Annotated in this window: 19 protein-coding genes and 1 pseudogene; 7 read left to right on the top strand and 13 right to left on the bottom strand. The window is 58.9% G+C overall.

Annotation, left to right across the window (positions count from 1 at the left end; all coding sequences use genetic code 11):
• Positions 1-2: 2 nt before the first annotated feature.
• The 6 genes from R3D51_01715 (at position 3) to rfbC (ending at position 5,197) form a co-directional block, all read left to right on the top strand.
• On the top strand, positions 3-905 hold the full coding sequence (locus R3D51_01715) for a protease modulator HflC (GenBank protein ID MEZ5898187.1): 903 nt from the start codon (positions 3-5) through the stop codon (positions 903-905).
• On the top strand, positions 902-1,087 hold the full coding sequence (locus R3D51_01710) for a DUF2065 domain-containing protein (protein MEZ5898186.1): 186 nt from the start codon (positions 902-904) through the stop codon (positions 1,085-1,087). Before R3D51_01715 ends, R3D51_01710 begins: the two co-directional genes overlap by 4 nt.
• Positions 1,088-1,278: 191 nt before the next feature.
• Positions 1,279-2,736, top strand: coding sequence for a Do family serine endopeptidase (locus R3D51_01705; GenBank protein MEZ5898185.1), 1,458 nt, complete (start codon positions 1,279-1,281; stop codon positions 2,734-2,736).
• A 118-nt stretch (positions 2,737-2,854) separates the two neighbouring features.
• Positions 2,855-3,568 carry a phosphatidylserine decarboxylase gene (locus R3D51_01700; protein ID MEZ5898184.1) on the top strand — a complete coding sequence of 238 codons (714 nt, stop codon included), beginning with the start codon at positions 2,855-2,857 and terminating at the stop codon, positions 3,566-3,568.
• Between the two features lie 71 nt (positions 3,569-3,639).
• Positions 3,640-4,581, top strand: coding sequence for a phosphatidylcholine/phosphatidylserine synthase (locus R3D51_01695; protein ID MEZ5898183.1), 942 nt, complete (start codon positions 3,640-3,642; stop codon positions 4,579-4,581).
• Between the two features lie 61 nt (positions 4,582-4,642).
• Positions 4,643-5,197, top strand: a complete 555-nt coding sequence (rfbC, locus tag R3D51_01690) for a dTDP-4-dehydrorhamnose 3,5-epimerase (protein MEZ5898182.1) — start codon at positions 4,643-4,645, stop codon at positions 5,195-5,197.
• Positions 5,198-5,200: 3 nt separating this feature from the next.
• Here the strand turns inward: rfbC and R3D51_01685 are convergent, their stop codons facing one another.
• The 9 genes and pseudogenes from R3D51_01685 to pedF form a co-directional block, all read right to left on the bottom strand.
• The gene (locus tag R3D51_01685; GenBank protein ID MEZ5898181.1) at positions 5,201-8,311 is read right to left on the bottom strand and encodes an efflux RND transporter permease subunit; all 3,111 of its coding nucleotides are present in this window, start codon (positions 8,309-8,311) and stop codon (positions 5,201-5,203) included.
• Positions 8,311-9,501, bottom strand: a complete 1,191-nt coding sequence (locus R3D51_01680) for an efflux RND transporter periplasmic adaptor subunit (protein MEZ5898180.1) — start codon at positions 9,499-9,501, stop codon at positions 8,311-8,313. The genes R3D51_01685 and R3D51_01680 overlap by 1 nt, the downstream gene beginning before the upstream one ends.
• A 254-nt stretch (positions 9,502-9,755) precedes the next feature.
• On the bottom strand, positions 9,756-10,247 hold the full coding sequence (locus tag R3D51_01675) for a VOC family protein (GenBank protein MEZ5898179.1): 492 nt from the start codon (positions 10,245-10,247) through the stop codon (positions 9,756-9,758).
• A 63-nt stretch (positions 10,248-10,310) separates the two neighbouring features.
• Positions 10,311-10,502: pseudogene (locus R3D51_01670) on the bottom strand (YciI family protein).
• 95 nt (positions 10,503-10,597) lie between these two features.
• Positions 10,598-12,361 (bottom strand): PQQ-dependent methanol/ethanol family dehydrogenase, encoded by a 1,764-nt coding sequence (locus R3D51_01665; GenBank protein MEZ5898178.1) that lies wholly within the window; start codon positions 12,359-12,361, stop codon positions 10,598-10,600.
• Positions 12,362-12,535: 174 nt separating this feature from the next.
• A complete protein-coding gene (locus tag R3D51_01660; protein ID MEZ5898177.1) occupies positions 12,536-13,504 on the bottom strand; it encodes a quinoprotein relay system zinc metallohydrolase 1 in 969 nt (322 codons plus the stop codon).
• Positions 13,501-14,370 (bottom strand): quinoprotein dehydrogenase-associated SoxYZ-like carrier, encoded by an 870-nt coding sequence (locus tag R3D51_01655; protein ID MEZ5898176.1) that lies wholly within the window; start codon positions 14,368-14,370, stop codon positions 13,501-13,503. Before R3D51_01655 ends, R3D51_01660 begins: the two co-directional genes overlap by 4 nt.
• Positions 14,371-14,427: 57 nt before the next feature.
• Positions 14,428-15,285: a transporter substrate-binding domain-containing protein gene (locus R3D51_01650; GenBank protein MEZ5898175.1), complete on the bottom strand. Its 858-nt coding sequence runs from the start codon at positions 15,283-15,285 to the stop codon at positions 14,428-14,430.
• An 11-nt stretch (positions 15,286-15,296) separates the two neighbouring features.
• On the bottom strand, positions 15,297-15,734 hold the full coding sequence (pedF, locus tag R3D51_01645; GenBank protein MEZ5898174.1) for a cytochrome c-550 PedF: 438 nt from the start codon (positions 15,732-15,734) through the stop codon (positions 15,297-15,299).
• Between the two features lie 150 nt (positions 15,735-15,884).
• Here pedF and R3D51_01640 point away from each other — a divergent pair, with 150 nt between their 5' ends.
• On the top strand, positions 15,885-16,571 hold the full coding sequence (locus tag R3D51_01640) for a rhodanese-like domain-containing protein (GenBank protein MEZ5898173.1): 687 nt from the start codon (positions 15,885-15,887) through the stop codon (positions 16,569-16,571).
• 77 nt (positions 16,572-16,648) lie between these two features.
• On the opposite strand, the gene R3D51_01635 is transcribed toward R3D51_01640, so the two are convergent.
• The 4 genes from R3D51_01635 to R3D51_01620 form a co-directional block, all read right to left on the bottom strand.
• Positions 16,649-17,314, bottom strand: coding sequence for an outer membrane beta-barrel protein (locus R3D51_01635; protein ID MEZ5898172.1), 666 nt, complete (start codon positions 17,312-17,314; stop codon positions 16,649-16,651).
• A gap of 210 nt (positions 17,315-17,524) precedes the next feature.
• Entirely contained in the window at positions 17,525-18,970 is a 1,446-nt protein-coding gene (locus R3D51_01630) for a mannose-1-phosphate guanylyltransferase/mannose-6-phosphate isomerase (protein ID MEZ5898171.1), read from the bottom strand.
• Positions 18,971-19,193: 223 nt separating this feature from the next.
• Positions 19,194-21,257, bottom strand: coding sequence for a DUF87 domain-containing protein (locus R3D51_01625; protein MEZ5898170.1), 2,064 nt, complete (start codon positions 21,255-21,257; stop codon positions 19,194-19,196).
• A 35-nt stretch (positions 21,258-21,292) separates the two neighbouring features.
• On the bottom strand, positions 21,293-22,171 hold the full coding sequence (locus R3D51_01620; protein MEZ5898169.1) for a HAMP domain-containing sensor histidine kinase: 879 nt from the start codon (positions 22,169-22,171) through the stop codon (positions 21,293-21,295).
• Positions 22,172-22,376: the final 205 nt, after the last annotated feature.

Raw genomic sequence — 22,376 nt, 5'->3', positions numbered from 1 at the left:
TCATGCGCGCATTTCTTGCCTTTCTCGCAATCTTGATTGGCGTTGCGGCCGTCGGCCTCTATTCGTCGGCTTTTATCGTGCACCAGAACGAGCAGGCCCTGGTTCTTCGGTTCGGTGAGCCCAAACAGGTCGTCACCACCCCAGGCCTCAAATGGAAGGTGCCGTTCGTCGATACAGTCGACCTCTTCGACAAGCGCATCTTAGATCTCGATACGAGTGCCCAGGAACTCAACGCAGCCGACCAGCAGCGCATCATCGTCGATGCGTTCGCCCGTTATCGCATTACCGATCCGCTCAAATTCTATCAGAACGTGCGTTACGAGGAGCGAGTGCGACAGGTCGTTGGGCCGCTCGTTGAATCGGAAATTCGCCGCGTCCTGGGTGGGGCGACGTTGCCCGAGATCGTCAAGACCAAGCGCGAAAGCCTGATGAAGGAAATCGCCGCTAAGGTGAATTCGGAAGGCCGCGATTACGGGTTGGAAGTCGTCGACGTGCGCATCAAGCGCGCTGATCTGCCGAAAGACAACCTTGCCAAGGTGTTCGATCGCATGAAGGCGGACCGCGTGCGCGAGGCAACCGAACTTCGCGCTCAAGGCGAAGGCGAGAAGAACCGCATCAGCGCCAATGCCGAGCGCCAGGTTACTGTGATCAAGGCTGAAGCAACTCAGAAAGCGGATCAGATCCGTGGTGAGGGCGAGGGTGAGCGCAGCCGCATCTTCGCGGAAGCTTTTGGCCAGGATCCTGACTTCTTCCGCTTCTATCGCTCCATGCAGGCCTATACGCAGGCGTTAAAGCCGGGCGATACGCGCATGTTGCTTTCGCCTGACAGCGATTTCTTCCGTTACTTCGAAGATCCGCAGGGTGGCGGGCGGGCTTCGACCGCTCCGATCACGCCGCAGCAATGAACGACTTGCTCGCGGGGCTGGGTCTGGCCATCGTGCTGGAAGGTCTGCTTTGGGCAATCTCGCCGGATCTAGGACGGCGTATCGTTCGCGACATGGCTAGCCTGCCGGAAAGGCAGCTCGCCGTGGTCGCTTGGACGATGGTCGTACTCGGCATGGGCTTGGTCTGGCTCGCACGCGGTTAGGCCAGCAGCTGGCGTTGATGGCCATGCGACGTAACGAATTCCTGAAGGACACGATACTGCCGCCTTGTGCGCCAAGCCTGACAGGCTGAAGCCGCGGGCGGTTTAGGCATTGACGCTCAACCCGCCTGCGCCCTAAGCCAGACTGACAAAGACCTCAGCTTAACTTCGAGGCAGATGCCAGGAGCCAGACAATGCGCCAAGCCCTACGTCTTCTTGCCGTTTTAGCGCTTCTCGTCGGGGCGTCGCCGGCCATGGCTGAAGGTCCGGTGTCTTTGGCGCCGCTGGCCAAAAAGCTGTCGGATGCGGTCGTAAACATTTCGACGACGCAAACGGTCAAGGGGCCTCAAGGCGTGCCGCTGCCAAAGGTGCCGAAGGGATCGCCGTTTGAAGAGTTCTTCGATGACTTCTTCAACAAGAAGGGCGGTGCGCCCCGTGTCGACCGTAAGGTATCCTCGCTCGGTTCAGGCTTCGTCATCGACGGGGCCGAAGGTTTGATCGTCACCAACAACCACGTCATCGACGGGGCGGACGAAATCATCATCAACTTCCACGATGGCAGTAAGCTGAAAGTGGAGAAGGTGGTCGGCAAGGATGTGAAGTCCGACATCGCACTTCTCAAAGTCAATCCGAAGAAGCCTTTGGTGGATGTGAAGTTCGGGTCGTCCACAAAGCTTGAAGTTGGCGATTGGGTGCTCGCAATCGGCAATCCATTCGGTCTCGGCGGTTCGGTATCGGTCGGCATCATTTCCGCCAAGAGCCGCGACATCAATTCCGGCCCATATGACGACTACCTGCAAACGGACGCAGCCATCAACAAGGGCAACTCAGGTGGTCCTCTGTTCAATATGGATGGTGAGGTCGTCGGCGTGAATACGGCCATCATCTCACCGACCGGCGGTTCGATCGGTATTGGCTTTGCGGTTCCATCTGACACGGTGACGGCGGTTGTCGATCAGCTCAAGCAGTATGGGGAGACTCGCCGGGGCTGGTTGGGCGTAAAGATTCAAACAGTCACGGAAGACATCGCAGAGACGCTCGGCGTGCCCGATAGCAGTGGTGCGCTGGTGTCGGCCGTAACGCCGGGCAGTCCCGCTGCCAAGGGTGGGCTCGAAACCGGCGACGTCATTATGAAGTTTGACGGCAAGGATGTCACCACCATGCGCGGTCTGCCAAAGATCGTCGCGCAGACGCCGATAGGGAAGGCTGTCGACGTCGAAGTGTTGCGCAAGGGCGCGACCACGACCGTGCAGATCACCGTCGGTCTTCTGGAGGAAGAATCTGCTGCTGGCGGCTCCGACGACGACAGCGACAAGGGCGATAAGCCTGAGCCGCCAGCCGTATCCGAGATCATCGGATTGAAGCTCGTTCCGCTTACCGATGAGATCCGCCGCAAGTATGGTCTGGATGAGAAGACGGCCGGTGCGGTTATCGACGATATCGATCCCGCCAGCCCGGCGGCTCAGAAGGGGCTCAAACCGGGCGACGTGATCGTGGAGGCGGGCCAAATTCCGGTGGCAAACCCCGATGACGTCGTGAAAAGCGTGGACAAAGTGAAAAAGAGCGGCCGCAAAGCGGTATTGTTACGCGTGGAAGACGGCAAAGGAGACCTACGGTTTGTCGCCATACCGCTCGACACGAAGCAGGACTAGAATACGTCTGTCACGCGGGTTCGCCCGGGCTGGACATTTCAATTGAACGTCAGGAGACCGCTGCATCCTATACGGTGCGCGATCTCTTCAACTGACAAGTTTTCGGAGGCTTAAGTAAGTGTCGGAACGCCACGGCATTCTTGATACCATTTTCGATACGCTGGCACCGGTTCATCCTGACGGACACAAGTTCGTCGGAGCCGGTGCGCTGGCGACGCTTCTCTTCTTCGTGCTGTGGCCGCCGCTTGGCTGGATTCTGGCCGGCATCACAGCATGGATCGTCTACTTCTTCCGCGACCCCGCGCGTGTCACGCCGATGCGCGATGGACTGGTGATCTCCGCCGCCGATGGACGCATTTCGTCGATCGATAAAGTGCGCCCACCGCCGGAGTTGGGGCTTGGGCCGGAAGAGCGGGTACGGATTTCCACCTTCCTGTCGATCTTCGATGTGCACATTCAGCGCGCGCCGGTCGCGGGCCGCATCGTTCGTTCTGCCTACATCCCGGGTGCCTTCTTTAATGCCGCTCTCGATAAGGCGAGCGAAGAGAACGAGCGCAGCGCCATCGTCATCGAGATGCCGAGTGGCGGCGAGATCGGTGTGGTGCAGATCGCCGGTCTCGTGGCACGCCGTATTGTGACGTTCTCACGCGAAGGCGATAGCTTGGCGGCGGGGCAGCGGTACGGGCTGATCCGTTTTGGCTCACGTGTGGATGTGTTCCTTCCGCCTGGAGCCCATGCGCTTGTCAGCGTCGGCCAGCGCGCGATTGCCGGTGAAACAGTTTTTGCAGATCTCAAGTCGGCCGAGCCCGAGCGCGAGGCCAGATTGGCCTGAGCCACAGTGTCCCGTTTGGGCGCTCAGAATGACGGACGTTGAACGCATCGATTTGTTGAATGGAGGCTGACATGGACCCAGATCTGCCGACCATCGAACAGGAGACCAGCCGCCGTCGCAGGCGTCCCTTGTTCCGGCACGCACGGGTGCCTGTGCGGATGCTGGTACCTAACTTCGTTACGCTACTGGGGTTATGCGCCGGCCTCACCTCGATCCGCATGGGTATCGAAGGCCGCTATGATCTTGCGCTAGCGGCAATCGTTTTCGCAGCCGCTTTGGATGGTGTGGATGGTCGCATCGCGCGGGCTCTGAAAGCCTCGTCCCGCTTCGGCGCGGAACTCGACAGCCTCGCTGACTTCGTCAATTTCGGAGTCGCGCCTGCGTTCCTCGTCTTCAACTGGGGGCTGGGCGACCTCAAGAGCGCAGGCTGGATCTGCGTGATGATCTTTGCGCTATCTTCGGCGCTGCGCCTCGCGCGCTTCAATGCTGCGCTCGACGATGACAAGCCGAAATGGCAGTCGAATTACTTCGTCGGAATGCCCACGCCAGCCGCAGCCATTGTGGTGATGCTCCCGGTCTACCTCCATCATCTCGGGCTGGATTGGATGAAGTCGCCCTGGATGTTGAAGATCGTTATGCTCTACACGCTCTTCATCGCTTTCATGATGGTTTCCACGATACCAACGTATTCCGGCAAGCTGATGGGTGAGCGCGTCGGCCGCGAATGGGTCTTGCCGATTTTTGTTCTCGCGGCTGGGTACGTCGCGATGCTGTTCACCTATCCATATGAGACGCTGGCCTTTTCGACACTCATCTATCTGTCGCTGATCCCCATCAGCTGGCAAAGGTTCCAGGCCAAAGTGATGGAGCACAGGGATGTGTCGGCGGCTTCGGATAGCGAGGTGGCGTCGGATGATGAGGTGTCACCTCCAGCCTCGGAGCCTGACGATACGCCGCCGAGCCAAGGGTCGGCGCGTGTCTTTCCGCTCCGTCCAACCGATAGCCCGCGCTGAAGACGTGTGCGCGATCAATCTCCATGACACCCTCCACAACACCGGGACTACATCCTGATCCATGAAGTTTGAAAGACTTGCCATTCCCGACGTGGTGCTGATCACGCCGAAAATGTTTCGCGACGAACGGGGTTTCTTTTCGGAAGTTTGGACGGCGCGCTCGTTCTCCGAGGCGGGCCTGGAACTCGACTTCGTGCAGGACAATCACGCCTTCTCGAAGCCTAAAGGGACGATGCGCGGCCTGCATTTCCAGCTGCCGCCCAAAGCGCAGGACAAGTTGGTACGGTGTACGCGGGGTGCCATTCTCGACGTTGCTGTCGATATCCGGCGCTCGTCGCCCACATTCGGTAAGCATGTCAGTGCAGTGCTGTCTGAAGAAAATTGGCAGCAGCTGTTCGTTCCCAAGGGTTTTGCGCACGGATATATCACGCTCCAGCCCGATACCGAGGTGCTCTACAAAGTGACCGAGTATTATTCGCCGGAGCACGACAGAGGTGTTGCGTGGAACGATCCCGCGATCGGCATTGATTGGGGCGAGGTTGCAGCAAATGCCGTGCTGTCGCCGAAAGACAAAGCGCAGCCCAAGCTCGCCGACACTCAGCAGCTCTTCGACTGATAGTTAGGCAGGCTGTTGCGCGTCCTTGCTCTTGGCTGGCGTCCCGCGGTGCTCAGAAGCATTTAAGGCAGCGTCGCCCTCGCTCTCGGCTTGATGGAGCTGCCCGACGTAGCTGTAGATTGCCGGGATGACGAACAGCGTCAGTAGGGTTCCCAGGGACATGCCGCCGACGATTACCCAGCCGATCTGCTGGCGGCTTTCAGCGCCTGCACCGGTTGCGATGGCCAGCGGCAGGGCTCCGAGCACCATCGCCGCGGTGGTCATCAGAATTGGGCGCAGCCGCAAAACGGCAGCTTCCAGCACCGCGCGTGTGCGGTCTGCGCCTGCGAGCTGACGCTTGTTTGCGAAATCGACGATGAGAATGCCATGCTTGGTGATCAGGCCGACGAGCGTGACGAGACCGATCTGGGAGTAGACGTTCAGTGTGCCGCCGGTGAGCCAGAGCGCTCCGAGCGCACCCATCATGGAGAGCGGCACGCTCAACATGATAATGACGGGATCGCGGAAGCTTTCAAACTGTGCAGCAAGTACCAGATAGATAAACGCGATCGCGAGCACGAATACCATCGAGAGGTTGTTTGAGGAATCGCGCCACTCGCGGCTGTCGCCGCTGAGCGTCGTTTGGACCGTAGGAGGAAGTGCATCGTGGGCCGCTCTTTCCAGAACGCCGATTGCTTCGCCAACGGTATAGCCCGGCGCCAGATTTGCCTGCAGTGTAACCGAACGCAGCTGATTGAAGCGTTTAAGCTCCTTGGGCGCGACGCTCTCAGTCACGCTTGCGATATTCGAAAGCTGGATGGCATCGCCGCGTGCGTTGCGCAGAAAGATGGTCGATAGCGCTTCTGGGGTCGAACGATCATCGGGCGCGAGCTGCACGTAGACATCGTATTGCTCGCCGTTTTGTTCAAACCGCGTCACCTTGCGTCCGCCGAGAAGGGTCTCCAGTGTGCGGCCGACGGCAACGACATCGAGGCCAAGATCGGCAACCTTGGCACGGTCGATCTGGATGCGGAATTCCGGCGTGTTGAGCTTCAGATCGGTGTCGATGCTCTCAAGTCCCGGATAATCGCGGATCTTGTCCAGCAACGTATCGGAATAGCGCTGGAGATCTTCGTAAGTTCCAGATGTCTGGATGACGAATTCAATGGGTCTACCGGAACCGCGTTGGCCGAACGGCCCAGGCGTTTGCGCGTAGGCTTGGATGCCGGTTATGCGCTTTAGCTTGGGATTTATATCTTCAACGATGTCCTTCTGCAGTCGCGTGCGTTCATTCCAATCGATGAGCGGCGCCACGACAAGGGCCCGGGAGACTTCCGGCGTGCCACTGATGGTGAGCCTGCCGCGGGCCTCCGGCACGGTCGCCAGAATGTCGTCGATCTGCCGCGCATAACGTTCGGTGTAGGAAACCGTGGAGCCCTCCGGCGCTGTTCCGCGAACGCGGATCTGGCCTCGGTCTTCTTCGGGCGCCAGCTCGGTCTTGAGCGTCGTGAACAAAACTGCGCTGATGCCTGCAACTGCGATGGCAAGAAGGATGACCAAAGGCCGCATGCGCAAAACAGCACCAAGCAGCCGGCGGTATCCGCTTTCCAGCCCCGTGAAGCCGCGCTCCATGATCGTGAAGAACAGGCCGGGATGAGGATTGTGACGCAGAAGCTTGGCGCACATCATGGGCGTGAGCGTGAGCGCGACAAAGCCGGAGACCAAAACAGCGCCAGCAAGGGTCAGCGCAAATTCCAGAAATAGACGACCGGTTTTGCCGGGTGTGAAAGCGATCGGCGCGTAGACGGCTGCAAGCGTCAGCGTCATCGCCACCACTGCGAAGCCGATTTCCTGGATGCCCTTGGCGGCGGCCGGGATCGGCTTTATGCCGCTCTCGATGTGGCGATAGACATTTTCCAGAACGACAATGGCGTCGTCCACGACCAGACCGATAGCGAGCACCATGGCAAGCAGCGTCAGCGTATTCACGCTGAAGCCGAGCGCCAGCATAATGGTGAAGGTCGCGATCAGGGATACGGGTATGGTGACGATCGGAATGATTGCGGCCCGGAACGAACGCAAAAAGAAGAAGATGACAAGGACGACGAAGGCCACCGCTTCCAGGATTGCGCGATAGACAGCCTCGATAGAGCGTTCGATGAACACCGAGTCGTCGTTACCCACTTCTGCCTTCAGCTCTTGAGGCATGCTGGCATTTATCTGGGGCAGGACGGCGTTTACGGCATGAGACACGTCGAGCGGATTGGCCGTCGATTGCTTGATGATGCCGACCGCTATCGCAGGCGCGCCGTTATAGGTTGAGGTTCGCCGCTCGTCCTCCGCGCCTAGCTCCACGCGCGCAACCTGCCCTAGCTTGACCTGATAACCGTTCGCGATCTTGATGACGATATTGCTGAACTGCTCAGGCGTCGTCAGGCCGGTGCGAGACAGGACGGGGAACTCGCGCTCGGTGCTTTCGATGCGGCCTGCGGGAATTTCCGCATTCTGCATCCGCAAGGCGTTTTCGACGTCTTGCACGGTGAGATTATACGCTGCCAATCGAATACGATCGATCCACACGCGCATGGCATAGCGGCGTTCGCCGTAGATCTGGACGTCGGCCACGCCGTTGAGCGTCTTCAGCCGGTCGGTTACGTAGCGGTCGATGTAGTCCGTGATTTCAAGGCTCGACATGCTTGGGCTGGAAAAAGCCAGAAACATGATGGCCCTTGCGTCTGCCTCGATCTTGGCGATGACAGGTTCGATGATCTCGGGCGGAAGGCGATTGCGCACGCGCGACACGCGATCGCGCACGTCGCTTGCGGCAACGTCAGGGTCGACCTCGGGGCGGAAACGCACGGTGATCCGGCTCGACTCCGAACGGCTCGTGGATTCGAGCACGTCGATGCCTTCGATGCCGGCGATGGAGCCTTCAAGAATTTGCGTGACCTGGGTTTCGATAATCGACGCGGATGCGCCTGGATATTCGGTCCTCACCGAAATGATCGGTTCGTCCACATTTGGAAACTCGCGAACCGTGAGCCGCTCGAACGACACCAGACCCAGCAAAACGAGAAGGAGGCTCAGGACGGTGGCAAAGACTGGCCGCCGGATGCAGAATTCCAGCGCGCCCATCAGCCTCTCCGGTTGGTGGCCGAAGTCGCGCCGTCGTTTTGATCGATCTGTGGCAACGGGTTTTCGCGCGACCGCTCGGTGAGCGAAGGCGTGATTTCGACAGCCGCGCCGCTACGCAGCTTCTGCTGTCCCGCAGTGACAACGTTTATGCCGGCTTCCAGGCCGTCGAGGACTTCGACCTCGGAGTTGGCGCGGCGGCCGAGGTGGACTCTCGTTTCCACGGCTCTGCTGTCGCTGATCTTGAAGACGAACGTGTCTTCGCCGCGCGGGACGATTGCTGATTCCGGAATCATCACAACATCGCGCTTGGTGGCGCCGACGACTTTGATGCGAGCAAATAACCCGGGCCTCAGGATCTGATCACTATTGTCGAGACGCGCACGGATTTGCAACGCTCGGCCGTTGACATCGACCAGCGGATCAATGGCGTAGATCGTGCCGCTGAACGTGCGATCCGGAACAGCATCGACGGCGATCTCAATGGGCTGACCTTCCGAGATGTCGCGCAGATGTGTTTCTGGAACTTTGAAATCTACCTTGAGGGTATCGATCTTTTCCAGATTGGCAATTGCGGTGCCGACATTGACGAATGCACCGACAGAGATTCCGCGAAGCCCTGCGATGCCGTCAAACGGGGCACGCAGTTCCAGTTTTGAAAGCCGGGTCTTGGCAAGTTCCAGGGCAGCCTTCGCCGTTTCGAAGTTCGTCTCAGCCTCATCGCGCGACTTACCTGTCACGATGCCGGTTTTAGAAAGCGTCTGAGCGCGTTTGTTGTTGGCGGCTGCGAGATCGAGCCGTGCCTGCGCATCTGCAACTTCCGCCTTTGCTAGTTGATCGTCGAGCTTGACAAGGACCTGGTCTTTCTTGACCGGCTTTCCCTCTTGAAATGCAATCTCGACGATACGCCCTGCAATCTCGTTGGCGATGACGACGGCTTCATCAGACTGCAGCGAGCCGATGGCTCGAATGTCGGTGCTGGCGATAGCGGCGCGCGCGCGTGACACTTCCACGGTGACGACACGTTCAGGCTTGGCGCTTTCCGCCTTTTCCGAAGGATCGACACTCGAGATGTGTGCCTTAACGGAGTTCACAAAATCGAGAGCTAGCAGGCGCGCGGGACCATCGCGGGAAACCAGCCACGCGCCAGCCGCCACAAGCGCCACCAGAAGCAGACTTGCAGCAAACCGCACGTTTCGAGTTCCCCTTGAAGTCATTAAAGAATTCTCCGTCGCGCTGGAGGGGCCGATAGGAGCTGCAGCGCTAAGCCGTTGAATCGATTTGGATCGCACGTCTGACTTAACGCCAGAATCGTGCCGATCCGTTGTTCGCAAGCGGAATTATTACACCGGAACACGTCCGGTGTCAGATCTGTGCGGGGGAAGTTAAAATCGGCGCTGAATAAACGAGGGTAATGATCGCCGCTCTGGCGGGTCTTGATAGCAAATCAATTGAAGCCGCAGGCCATCTTCTCCATGAATTCGCGCGCGGCCGTCTGCAATTCTTCGGGGGATAGGTCGCGCAGATGGGTGGCGACGGACCAGCGATGCCCAAAAGGATCTACAAGGACGCCGTATCTGTCTCCCCAAAACATGTCGCTGGGCGGAGAAGCAATCGTTGCGCCCGCAGCTTCCGCCTTTGCCATGAACGTGTCGACGTCATCGACGTAAAGGTGCAGCGTGACGGTTGTGGCGTTCAGCGTCTTTGGTGAGAGCGAACCAAATTCCGGCGACTCTTCCGTCAGCAAGACGAGCGCGCCGTTGACGTTGATTTCGCCGTGCATCAGCTTTCCATCCGGAGTTGGAATGCGCAGTCTTTCGCGCGCACCAAACGCCTTCTTGTAGAAATCCATCGCTTCGTTTGCGCCCTTGCAAACGATGTGCGGCGCCAAGGCCGGAAGCGCGGCTTGCGAAGAAGGCTTGCTGGAAGATTGGGGCATCGATTTTACTCCTGAGGGCCCGTTGAACGGTCTCGGGGCCGAAGTCAAAGGCAGTAGAACGATTCAGCCGGCATTTTTCTTTGTAACTTTCTCCATGAGGCGTTCTTCCTGCGCGCGCAGCTCCGGCGTCATGGCTTCACCGAAATCATCCATGGAGAAGACTGGACGGATCTCTATGTCGCTCGGCTCGTTGTGAGGATTGGGGCAGCGCTTCACCCAGTCGACGGCTTCTTGCATCGACTTAACTTCCCACAACGTGGACGGAAAAGTGCCCGTGAATTGAAAAAGGGCGGTCCCCCCAGACCGCCCTCTCTCGCGTGTTTGTAAAGCTTAGGAAGTTCTGGCTGCGATTAGTTGGCCGCCACCTTCTTGTGCAGCTTGAAGGTCCAGACCATGCCGCCCTGGTTCAGGTGCGAAATGGTCTTTGCGACCTCACCGCCCCACAGAGGCACAGCACCACCCCAGCCCGATACGACCGACACGTACTGCTCGCCGTCTTGCTCCCAGGTGATGGGGTTGCCGACGATGCCCGAGCCGGTGTTGAAGCTGTAGAGCACCTTGCCGCTCGCGGCATCGAGTGCCTTGAACTCGCCTTCGGGCGTTCCGTAGAACACCAGGCCGCCAGCCGTGGTGAGAACGCCGCCCCACAGAGGCGCGCGGTTGTCGACCTTCCACACGATCTTGCCGGTGGTCGGATCGATCGCCTTCAGCGAGCCGATGTGATCATCGAAGATCGGCTTGATGGTAAAGCCGGCGCCGAGGTAGGCCGCGCCCTTCTTGTAGGCAACGGGTTCGTTCCAGATGTCCATGCCCCACTCGTTGGAGGGAACGTAGAACAGCTTGGTGTCCGGGCTGTATGCCATCGGCATCTGGTTCTTGCCGCCCAGGAAGCTCGGAACGGCGAACACGGGCGCGCCCTTCTTGCCATCCTTTGAATCCTTAGGATTGCCAGGACGGTTCTCAGGCACATAGACCGGACGGCCATCCTTGCCGATTTCCTTTGCCCAGGTGATCTTCTCTACGAACGGCCATGCGCCCTGGAATGCGCCGTTGGTGCGGTCGAGAACATAGAAGAAGCCGTTGCGGTCGGCGGTGGCGGCGAGCTTCTTGCCGTCAACATCGAAGGAAACGACCTCGTTTACGCCGTCGAAGTCCCAGCCGTCGTTCGGCGTGGTCTGGAAGCCCCACTTGATCTCGCCCGTTTCGGGATCAATGGCGAGACGCGAGCACGTCCACTTGTTGTCGCCCGGACGCATGTGGCTGTTCCACGGAGCCGGATTGCCGGTGCCCACGAAGATCAGATTGGTTTCAGGATCGTAGGTGCCGCCAAGCCAAGTGGCGCCGCCGCCGGTCTTCCACAGATCGCCCGGCCAGGATTCGTTCTTCTTGCCGGTCATCGTGGAAGGCTTGCCGTCCAGCATACCCATGTGGCCTTCGACGGTCGGACGCGACCATACGACGTCGCCGGTTTCTGCGCTGCGCGCTTCGACGCGGCCAACGATGCCGAATTCACCGCCCGACACGCCGTTGATGATCAGCGGGCCGTGGGTCTTGGAGGGAACGATCAGCGGAGCGGCTGAGAAGGAGTAGCCCGACTTGAAGTCGTCAATCTTCTTGCTCCACACGACCTTGCCGGTCTTGGCATCGAGCGCGACGAGCTTGGCGTCGAGCGTGCCGAAGATGAACTTGTCACCGATAAGCGCGCCACCGCGGTTGATCACGTCGCAGCAAGGCAGAATGCCTTCCGGCAGGCGGTGGTCGTATTCCCAGATTTCATGGCCGGTCTTGGTGTCGACGGCCCATGCGCGCGAATAAGAGCCGGTGAAGTACATGACGCCGTCTTTGACGAGGGGCTGCGTCTCCTGGCCCTTCATCTTTTCGCCGCCGAGAGACATCGTCCATGCAGGAACGAGTTCCTGGACATTGTCTTTGTTGATCGTGTTCAGCGGGCTGTAACGCTGACCCTGGGTGCCGAGACCATTGGTCACGACGTCGTTCGTCGTCTTGGCGTCATTGACGATGTCATCGATCGTGACGTCGGCCATGGCCGGTACGGCCAAGCTGAGCGAGAGCGCAATAGCGCTCGCAGTGGCGTACCACTTGAAAGATTTCATAAGCGTCTCCTCGTTATTAAAGGCGCTTCCGGTTTTGGAGAAATTATTCCCCCCTTTTTGGAAGTCGCACTGAAGGAGACCCTATCGCAGAGATATGCCGTCTCTTATTGCCAAATAGTACAAACGATCTAGGTCAGCCGGGTTGGTCCAATAAGGACTATTTTACAATAGACGCTATTCGATTTTTCGACCTACTTCGGGTAAACGGTCCGCCTCCAATTTTGGATATAGGTGCATAACCGAGCGCTCGAACTCGTAGCGCGCAAGTGCGATGTTCTGCAAAGCTGGCGGCAGAGGCTGCTGGGCTGCCTCCAACATGTCTAATCCGCGCTCATAGCTCTTCTGAATGATGTCGGCGATGGCTGCCAGCCAATCGTGGGTCTGCTGTAGCGCGCGCTTGTCGGCCTCGGCGGGCCCGTGGCCGGGTATGAGCCTCTTGAAATCAAGATCCCGCAAGGTGACGATGCTTTCCTGCCATTTCCCGATATTGGCGTGTGGCGTGGTTGGCGCGCGATCCAGGAAGGCCAGATCTCCCGCTATCAATGTGCCGGAGGTTTCATCGAGGATCGCCAAATCGGAGGGCGTGTGTCCGGAAAGCGCGAACAGATGCAGCCTGCGTCCGCCGATCTCTTCGACGCCGCTTGTGACCGCCTTTTTCGGTAGAACGATCTCGGTGCCGCGCATCCAATCGCGCGCGATGTAGTACATGGCGTCGGAGAAAGCCGCGCCAGCAATCCGCAAGCCATCGATCACGCCCTGCGGGGCGGCGATCTGGTCGGCGGTGAAGGCTTGATTTCCAAAGGCATGATCGGGATGGAAGTGCGTGATGTAAACGCGAGCGATATCTTTGTTTGTCAGCGCTCTTGCAAGAGCAGCGAGTTCGTCGCCAAAGCGGCGTGATGGCCCTGTATCAACGATGATCGCGCCCTCGGTGCTGTCGAGGATAGTGATGTTGGCGATGGCGCCGCCATTGTCAAAGGTGATGGGTTGAGGAACGCCCGCAAGCATCCAGATGCCGTCACCGACGGCGATCGGTTTAAGGTCGTAGCTCAAAGGCGCAGATTCAGCCGAAAACATTGGCAAAAACGGCGCGGCTGCGGCTGCGATCGCCGCTCGCATGGCATCTCGGCGATCGAGCTTCATGACGCCCGGCTTCTCATCGCCGGTTGGGCTTCGCGGTTCTTCTCGCCAGCATCTTTCCAACCGGAAGGAAGCGCGCTGCCATCGAAGGGCACCGGGATCGTCGAGCGATAGATGTTGCCGTTGTTGTCACGTCCGTCGATGATGAAGGAGCCTTCCGACGGGGGCAGCTTGATGTCCAGCGTGATCGTTGGATCTTCTGAAACGGGCTCGAACATTTCAAGCGTGGCAAGCGGATCGCCGGACTTGTCCTTGACGTCCAAGCGCTCAATGAAGAACGGCGGCGTGTTGTCCTTGGCCAAGCCAGTGTCCATTGGATGTTTGACGCGCAGGCGCATGCGAGCCGTTCCATCGGCTTTGCGCCAGGCGCGGCCTTGCGCCTTGCCAACTGTTTCAGTCCAGTCTGCATCGTCGCGAGCCAGGGCCGGTGATGAACAACCGCCGCCAGCCGCTTCGAGAAAGACGCCGCCCACATGCCAAACGCCATCCGAGGTGAGCGCGGCCGCCCTAACGGGCGTTGCCTGCTCTACTTTCATGCGAAACGAGATGTAGGGTACGGCCTTGGCATGTTCGGGACTGTAGGTGAGGACGTGCTGAATGGGATTGAGGTCGGCGATGACGACGATCTTGTCGACATTCGGCAGTTCGCGGGCGTCCGCGATAACTGGAACCTGAGCTTGGTTCTCGACTACGCTGGGCACGAGAACTTTTACGCGCTCATCAAAAACTACCTCGGCATCGCCGAACTGCTTTATGGCGATATCCTTCCAAACCGGCGAATTAAGCGGGTCATCCGGGATTGATCCAGCAATTGCGCCAGACGAGATCCAGAAAATGCAAACGGCAATTGCAACTATGTATTTCAACATGCCGTCTCGACCTATTCCCTTGGAAGGCAAATATCGACCACCTCGGTGCCTATAATATCACCCTTCGGGCGGGGCGATGTAGGTGACGCCGTATTTGGCGAATATTTCCTTCAGCCTTCCGGATTTGCGTAGCTCCGCCAAAGCTTTTCCCGCGGCATCCGACAAATCCTTGCTATCTGCATGGGTCGCAAGGGAGATCGCCCACGTCTTGCGAATGATGTCGGGCATGTCGGGTGTGATGAAGGTCGCCTTGACGCCAAGCTCGGCGAGCGTGCCTTCGATCTCTGAGCGAACTCCCAGCACTGCGGAGGTTTCGCCATCGACAAACTCTTTGGCGCCCACCGGGCCGCGCGTGAAATGAGAGATGTTGTTGACCAGTGCTCCGTCCCCATACCCCATCAGGAAGTAGTCAGAGACGCTTGCAAGCTTCACGCCGACCTTCTCCTTGCGAAAGATCTCGAAAGTGGCGTTGGACGGGATCTTCTGCGGATTTATGGCAAGCGCGACGGTTTGCTGGAAATACGGATTGGCAATCAGCGCGTCATCGAACTTGCGTGCAAATTCCGGATCAAAAGGCACGTTCATCAGGATGTCGGCGGTTTTGCCGCCACCCACCGTGCCGCGGATGATGTTGGTGCGAACGTCGCCGTCCGCCCGTTCGGCCTGCATCCGAAGTTCAATTGTTGCGTCGACGCCGAGTTTCTCGGCGATCGCTTTCGCCAAATCGACGTCGATGCCCATCGGCGTACCGTCGTCGGCGCTCCACGAGAACGGCTTGTTGTCCTCGTAGGCGACGACGAAAAGGTCGTTGGCGGCCTTGACTTGCTCCAGGGGACGCGCCTCGACGCCCGCTGAAACCGTCGTCCAGACAAATGCTGCCAACACGCACAGTCGCGCAAGATGCATTGCAGGCATGGGGACTCCGATCACTCGTCGGTGTGCATAGACTCGATATAGGCGCGGATCGCCCACATGGCTTCCTGCTTGAAGACGCCCTCGAACGGGGGCATCACTGTCGAGCCATCGGACTTGTGCGCGCCATGGCGAATACGCTCGATGAACCACTCATCGCCCACATCGCCTTTTTCGAGATAGCGCAGATCGGGGGCAAGACCGCCCGAAATCATCTGCAAGCCGTGGCAACGGGCGCAGTTCTGATTGTAGCCAGAAGCACCGATCTCGATGGCCTTGGCATCCCCTCGGTAGGGGTTTTCGGTGAGCCACTCGCCCTCTTTGAGGGGTTTGAGGCCGGTTACGTCGATGGGCTGGGGTGTGACATCGCCATGGGCCAAGGCGTAGTCAGTCGCGCTTGCTGTGGCGATGAGCGACGCAAGCAACGCCCAAATGGGCAAACGGGTTCGCATCAAGTTTGCAGATCCTCGAAAGTGTTTCCTCACGTCCGGCGCCTCTTGATTTTTTATGCGGGCGCGTCGTAGCCGAAAGTCTAAAGACAAGAGGGCGTCTGCCGAAATTGCCAAATAGTGTAATGCCGATGGCGGAGGCCGGTTCGTACCATGCAGAAAGCGAGCTGTAGGCTGTCGCTTCTTAACCACTTCGGAGGACCGATCGTGCGGCGGGAGAAGAAGAGCCAATGTCAGCAACTGCGCAACATGCGCATTGGAGTGCTCGTTTTCCGGGTCATCTTCTACGCATTTGTATATGTGATCGGTCTCGCAGACGCTATCGCTGAAGACAACGACGAAGCCTTCGATCCGGTGACAGGATATAGAATTGCCCATTACCGCGCCGCAGTTCCCGACGCAGTGAAGGGCGGCACGCGCGTCGATCTCGACAAGGTTGATGAGCTCATCGCGAAAGGCGCGCTTCTCTTGGATGTCATGCCGTCAGAGGGGGCTGGTCCAGATCCGGCGACCGGACAGTGGCGCCTGTCGCGTCCTCATAGCTCGATCCCAGGATCGGTTTGGCTACCTGATGTCGGCCGCGGCCGGATTACACCCGGATTCGACAACTACCTGACTGACAATCTCGCGAAGCTCACCGCTGGCGACAAGTCCAGGGCGATCGTCGTGTTCTGTCAGTCGGATTGCTGGATGGCGTGGAATGCCGTGCAGCGCATCGCTGCGCTTGGTTACGACAAGCTCTACTGGTTCCCTGAAGGAACGGACGGCTGGGTTGAGTGGGGCGACCGCAAGCTGGTGCCCACAACCCCTGTTCCGCTTGCTCCCGCCAGCGATCCATAACGGCAACATCGAGTCCTGAGCACGCGAAGCCTAGTTGAGGCGGGCCCAGTTGAGATGGAACCTAGTTGAGATGGAACCTAGTTGAGATGGAAGGTTACGCCGGCGCGCACCACCGTATCGCTTGGGTCGATTTCCTGAAGAGCGCCTGCCGCGCCGCCGACCGACAGCTTTTCCGAACCGTAGTCGTAGTGCAACGCTTCAAGGCGCAGTGAAAGATTAGGCATCACGTAGGTTTCCGCACCGATGCCGTAGACCACGCCCGAAAGGGTTTCACTGTTCGACGCTGAAAATCCGCCCAGGCTGGTCTCGACAACGCTAACGTCCTGCCAAGCGAAACCCGCGGTCGCGTACAGCAACGCCGGTCCGACATTCATGCCAAGCCGGCCACGCAACGATGCGCGCCAGTTCACGTCCATGCTGCCTAGCGAGCCGCCGCTCACGTAGCCGTAGGATCCGCCGACGTAATCAAGATCGCCCTCGAACCCGGCGATGAATTGACCGAAGGCCATGTTGATACCGGCGTGACCGCCTCCGGTGAAATCAGAGCCGCTGGCCGAGCCGATGTTGGAGAACTCGATGTCGCCCCAGTTTGCGCCACCGTGCACACCGGCGTAGGCGCCTGACCAGATCGGGGCCAGGACGTCGGCGCGTGCCGTGTGCGTGGATGTGAAGAGGCCGACCACAGCCGCGGAGGTGGCGGCCGAAATGATCGCGAAGCGGCGAGCGCGTGCGGAGACAGACATGCTACTTGATCCCAGAACTACGCAGCTACAACCGGCCGCAACGTTGGGTCATCGCGCGGGCCGATGGCAACAACATGGTTGAAAAAGGATAAATTCGCGTTAACGCCGCGTTAGGAATTTGCGCCGGGAAGAAGAAGATTCGCCATCACAGAAAAACAAAGCCGGACGTATGGCCGGCCTTGTCGCGCTTGGTAAGTGATAGGCTCGTGGCTATTTCGTCTCTTCCGGGGCCCGGTGATAGATGTCGTCGGTCCGCAGAATGTCATCTTCGCCGAGGTAGGAGCCGATCTGCACCTCGATGATTTCGACCGGCACCTTGCCGGGGTTCTCCAGCCGGTGCCATTGCGTGGCGAAGATGTAGACGCTTTCGTTCTCACGAACGAGCCTCTCGACTTCGCCGATGACGACTTTGGCGGTGCCTTGAACCACGATCCAGTGTTCCGAGCGATGATGGTGCATCTGCATGGAGAGCTTGCCTCCAGGCTTGACGTGCAGCAGCTTGACCTGGAAGCGCGGCCCGATGTTCAGCGTCTCGAAGTAGCCCCACGGGCGATAATTCCGCAGATGCTGCTCTTGCTCTTTGCGGTTTGACGTCTTCAGGCGCTGGACGATCTTCGAGACATCCTGCGTGCGGTTTTTGTCGGCAACCAGCAGCGCATCTGGCGTATCGACGATGACGAGATCCTTAAGTCCTATCGTCGATACGATCGATTTTTCTGAATGGACATAGCAGCCCGCGGTATCTTCGAGCACAGCCTCGCCGTGGATGTAGTTGCCCTTCTCATCGCGGGGCGCGATGTCCCACAGCGAACTCCAAGAGCCGACGTCGTTCCAGCCAACGTCGAGCGAAAGCATGGCAGCGGAGGTGGTTTTCTCCATGATCGCATAGTCGATGGAGATATTTGGCGATGCTGCGAAAGAATCCTTGTCAAGGCGCACAAAGCCCAGATCGTCGGACGCTCGTGCCAATGCCGCGCGCGCAGCCTCGAGAATCTGCGGCTCAAGGCGTGCGACTTCTTCAAGGTATGTCCGCGCGCTTAGAACGAAGATTCCGCTGTTCCAAAAGTAGTCGCCGCTCGCGACATAGAGCTCGGCTGTTTGCTTGTCAGGCTTTTCGTAGAACGCCTCGACCGTATAAGCGCCACCGTTGAATCCTTCCAGCGGAGCACCTTGGCGGATGTACCCATAGCCCGTGTGTGGTTCGCTCGGCTTGATGCCAAACAAAACAAGCCGCCCCGTAGCGGCGACCTTGGCGGCGCGGCGGATGCCTTCGACAAAACGCGCCTCGTCGCGGACCACATGGTCAGACGGCATGACGACGAGCACGGCTGCGGGGTTCTCTCGCAAAGCTGCAAGTGCCGCAACGGCAATCGCTGGCGCCGTATTGCGAGCGATGGGTTCCAGAATGATGGCGCGTGGTTTGATCCCGGCGCGATCAACTTCTTCCTGAACCAGAAAGCGGTGATCGTTATTGCATAGCAGGATCGGTGGCGCGAAGCCCGCGTCGGTCTTCAGCCGCTGGAGCGTTGCTCCGAGGAAGCTTGCGTTCTGTCCGTCGAAGAACCGGATGAATTGCTTGGGGTACATGGCGCGCGACAACGGCCATAAACGGGTTCCCGAACCGCCCGACAGAATGACGGGGAAAATGGTGCTCATGCGGCCCCAACCTCATTGATTTCTAACGTGAGATCGTCAGGGTAATTTGGCGTGCTGACAACATTCGGGCAATTGCAAATATGGAACTTGCCTGATTTGTCTCACGGCGAGTGCGTTAACGTCAGATGGCGACCGGATAAAGACAAGCCCCGGCCCGATGGGCCGAGGCTGAGCAAGTGCCGAACGATTTACCTTTGATCGGCAGATGGTTATCAAAGCAAGCTCAGGTTTGGTTTCGCATCAGGCGCTCGCGAAGGGAGCGCAGCGAGCCACCATTGCCCGCGCCGGATGCCACGGCTGGTTCAATGGGCTGCTGTGATGATGCAACCCGGCGCTCCGCGCCAGTATTAGCGCGGCTGGCATAAGGGCTTGAGCCCTGAGCCGATTGGCCGGCACTCAGGTCCCGGCGGGCTAGTCCAGAAGAACGCCCGAATGTATTTGGGCTTCCATGTCCGGGCTGCGCAGTGGCTGGCGATGCTGGGCTATCGTAGGCGCTGCCGCCGCCAAAGCCGTTTGGCTGAGCGTGTCCTTGCGCTTCAGACTCTGCATCGTCACCGTGGCTATGATTGATCTCCATAGCGTCGGCCATCATGGCCATCTGAGACGACAGGTCTCCCCCGGTACCCATTCCGGAAGCACGCCAGCGGTCGACCACTTGTTCCAGGAAGCCTTCGTCGCCGAGCGACTTCTGCCACTTCTCGGAGAAGCGCGCTGTGGAAGACCGCGGCAGGGCGTTCTTGGGGAGTTCGTCGAACTTGATGCGCACGGGCAGGGACATGCCGTCGCCGAAAGCGATGGCTTCGCGCTGACCTAAGGAGGGCAAGAACTCAAGCAAGCCCGAACCGGTGTCGGCGACGGCCGACTGCACGATCGCCTGGTCCTTGTCGTTCGACATGCGCAGGGCAAAAACAGTGTTGCACTGAGACAGAATGGTCGGATCGATCTCGGCCGGTCTCTGCGTGACGATGCAAAGCGAGGCGCCGTACTTGCGGCCTTCCTTGGCGATCTTAGCGATGGCCCGCTTACAGGGTTCAAAGCCCAGAGTTGAATTCACCGGAACATACCGATGCGCTTCCTCGCACACCAGGGTGACGGGAACCTGTCCTTCGCTCCACAATGCGAAGTCGAACGTCATCCGGCACAATACCGATACGACGACATTGACGATCTCGGTGGGCAGGCCGGTCAGTTCGAGAATGGTGATCGGCTTGTGGTTGACGGGAACGCGGAAGATGCGGCCCAACACCTGGGTCATACCGTCGTAAACGGTGAGCGAGCCGAACATGAAGCCATAACGGCCATCCTGCGAAATGGTGTCGATGCAGGATTTGAGCTGGCGATAGGGTGCGAGGTCGCGCTTGTTTTCCAGCTTGCCCATGCGCTCGTCGATCAGACCGGTCAGATCCGAGATGCGGTAGGGAACGGGCGTATCAACGGTATAGCGTCCTGTGTCGAGCACGCCACGGCGGATCTTGTTGCTATCTTGGGTGCGGCCGGACGAGTAGCGGCTCTTGGCGATCGGGATGAGTTCTTGCAGGATCTCGATCTCGGCTTTGCGCTCGGTATCGCCGATTAAGACTTCGACGATCTCTTCAAAGTTCAACAGCCAGAACGGCAGCTGCATATTGCGGGGTGAGATGACTTCAGCCCAATCGCCAAAGGCAGTTGCGTATTCGTTGTGCGGATCAAGCAAGACGATGTGGGCGGCCGGGTTCTTGCTCAAGATCGAGCGCAGAACAAGCGCCGTCGTGCAGGATTTGCCGGTACCCGTCGTGCCAAGAATAGCGAAGTGCTTGCCAAGCAGGTCGTCGACCCGGACCATGGCAGGGATCGAGGCATCCTGACGAATACAGCCCACGCGGACGGAACGTTCGGTGTCGCCGCAGAAGGCAGTCTCCAGCTCCGCCTTGGAAGCCACGCGCACGCGGTCGCCAAGAGCAGGATAGATGGTGACGCCGCGATTGAAGCTGGTCTGACTGTTTTCGCTGTTCTTCCACAGCTCGCCGACGAGGCCCAATTCTGCAATCCAGATTTCGGCGTCGCCTTCGCGCTGCGCCGGAACCGGAACGCTGAGCGCCGAGACGATTGCGAACACGATCGTGTTTGCCGTGTCGATCGCCAACAGGGTGCCCATTTCGGGGCGGTCATTGAGCGAACGCGGCCGCCCGTCTTGCTGGCCGTCCAGAAGGACGATGGCCTTCGAGCCGGTGACGGAGACGATACGGCCGATGGAGGCGTCACGCACGGGAAGGGAGCCCTTCACTGTGGTCGGAGAAGAAGACTGCATTACCTCAAGTTCCTAAGGACGGCGCAAACCTGCGACTAGAAGTGTTGATCGGGTGAGAATTGACTGTCGGAGACGGCCACGACGCTGTTACGGGAAGGAAGTGTGATGGCGACCTCGGTTCCTTGCCCCTTTTCGGAGCGAATTTCGATCGTCCCGCCGTGAAGCTCTACGAGTGCCTTTGCGATCGGCAGGCCCAGGCCGGTGCCTTCTCGCCAGCGCGAGCGGCTGCCATCGACTTGGCCGAAGGGGGTTAATGCCACCGAGATTTCTTCCGGGCTCATGCCGACGCCGGTGTCTCGAATGAGTAATCCTACGCCACCGTGGTTCGCGCGGAGCGCTTCGATGGTAACGCTGCCGCCGCGCGGCGTGAACTTGATGGCGTTCGAAATGAGGTTGGTGAAGATCTGCCGCAACTTGACCGGATCGCCCCGAACCGTGGGAAGGTCGACGGCGACAACTGGAATGAGCGTCACTCCGGCTTCGCTCGCCATCAGACGGAAGGTCGTGATCGAGTTCTGAATGATCTCGTCGACGCTAATCTCGCTGCTGTCGAGGGTATAGCGGCCGCTTTGGATCTTGGAGATGTCGAGAATGTCGTTGATTACCGACAGCAGGTGGCCTGCCGCGTCGTTGATCAGCGTTGCGTACTCCACGATCTCATTATTTGGCAGCGTGCGTTTATCGTGTTCCGACAAAAGCCTAGAGAAGCCGATGATCGTGTTCAGCGGCGTCCTGAGCTCGTGGCTCATATTGGCTATGAACTCGCTTTTGACTTTGCTGGCTAGTTCGGCCTCGATACGGGCAGAGTGCTCGGCGATGCGGGCGCGATGGCGCAAGACGGCATCGCCGAGGAGCGAGGAATATTCGCTCATCAGTGAGTTGGTCTTTGAGTTTCCGAAGGCCCCGTTGATCATGGACGTTCCGCTGCCACGCCGCGCAATTTGTTTGAACTGAGCCTATCGGCCGTCAGCTAATGCATGGTTAATTAGTGTCCGAAGAGCGTCTGCGGGCAGGCGGAATTTCAGGGACGCAAGAACACTTTTTGCCAGGATTATATGTTTTTAGATAGGTGTTGCATATCGGCCGCTGCTCGGCGACAGGGGGCTGTCAGCCAAATTT

The organism is Hyphomicrobiaceae bacterium (assembly GCA_041397645.1).
GTDB lineage: Bacteria > Pseudomonadota > Alphaproteobacteria > Rhizobiales > Hyphomicrobiaceae > Hyphomicrobium_B.
The sequence above is the reverse complement of the archived record's forward strand: the minus strand, read 5'-3'. Positions and strand labels throughout refer to the sequence as shown.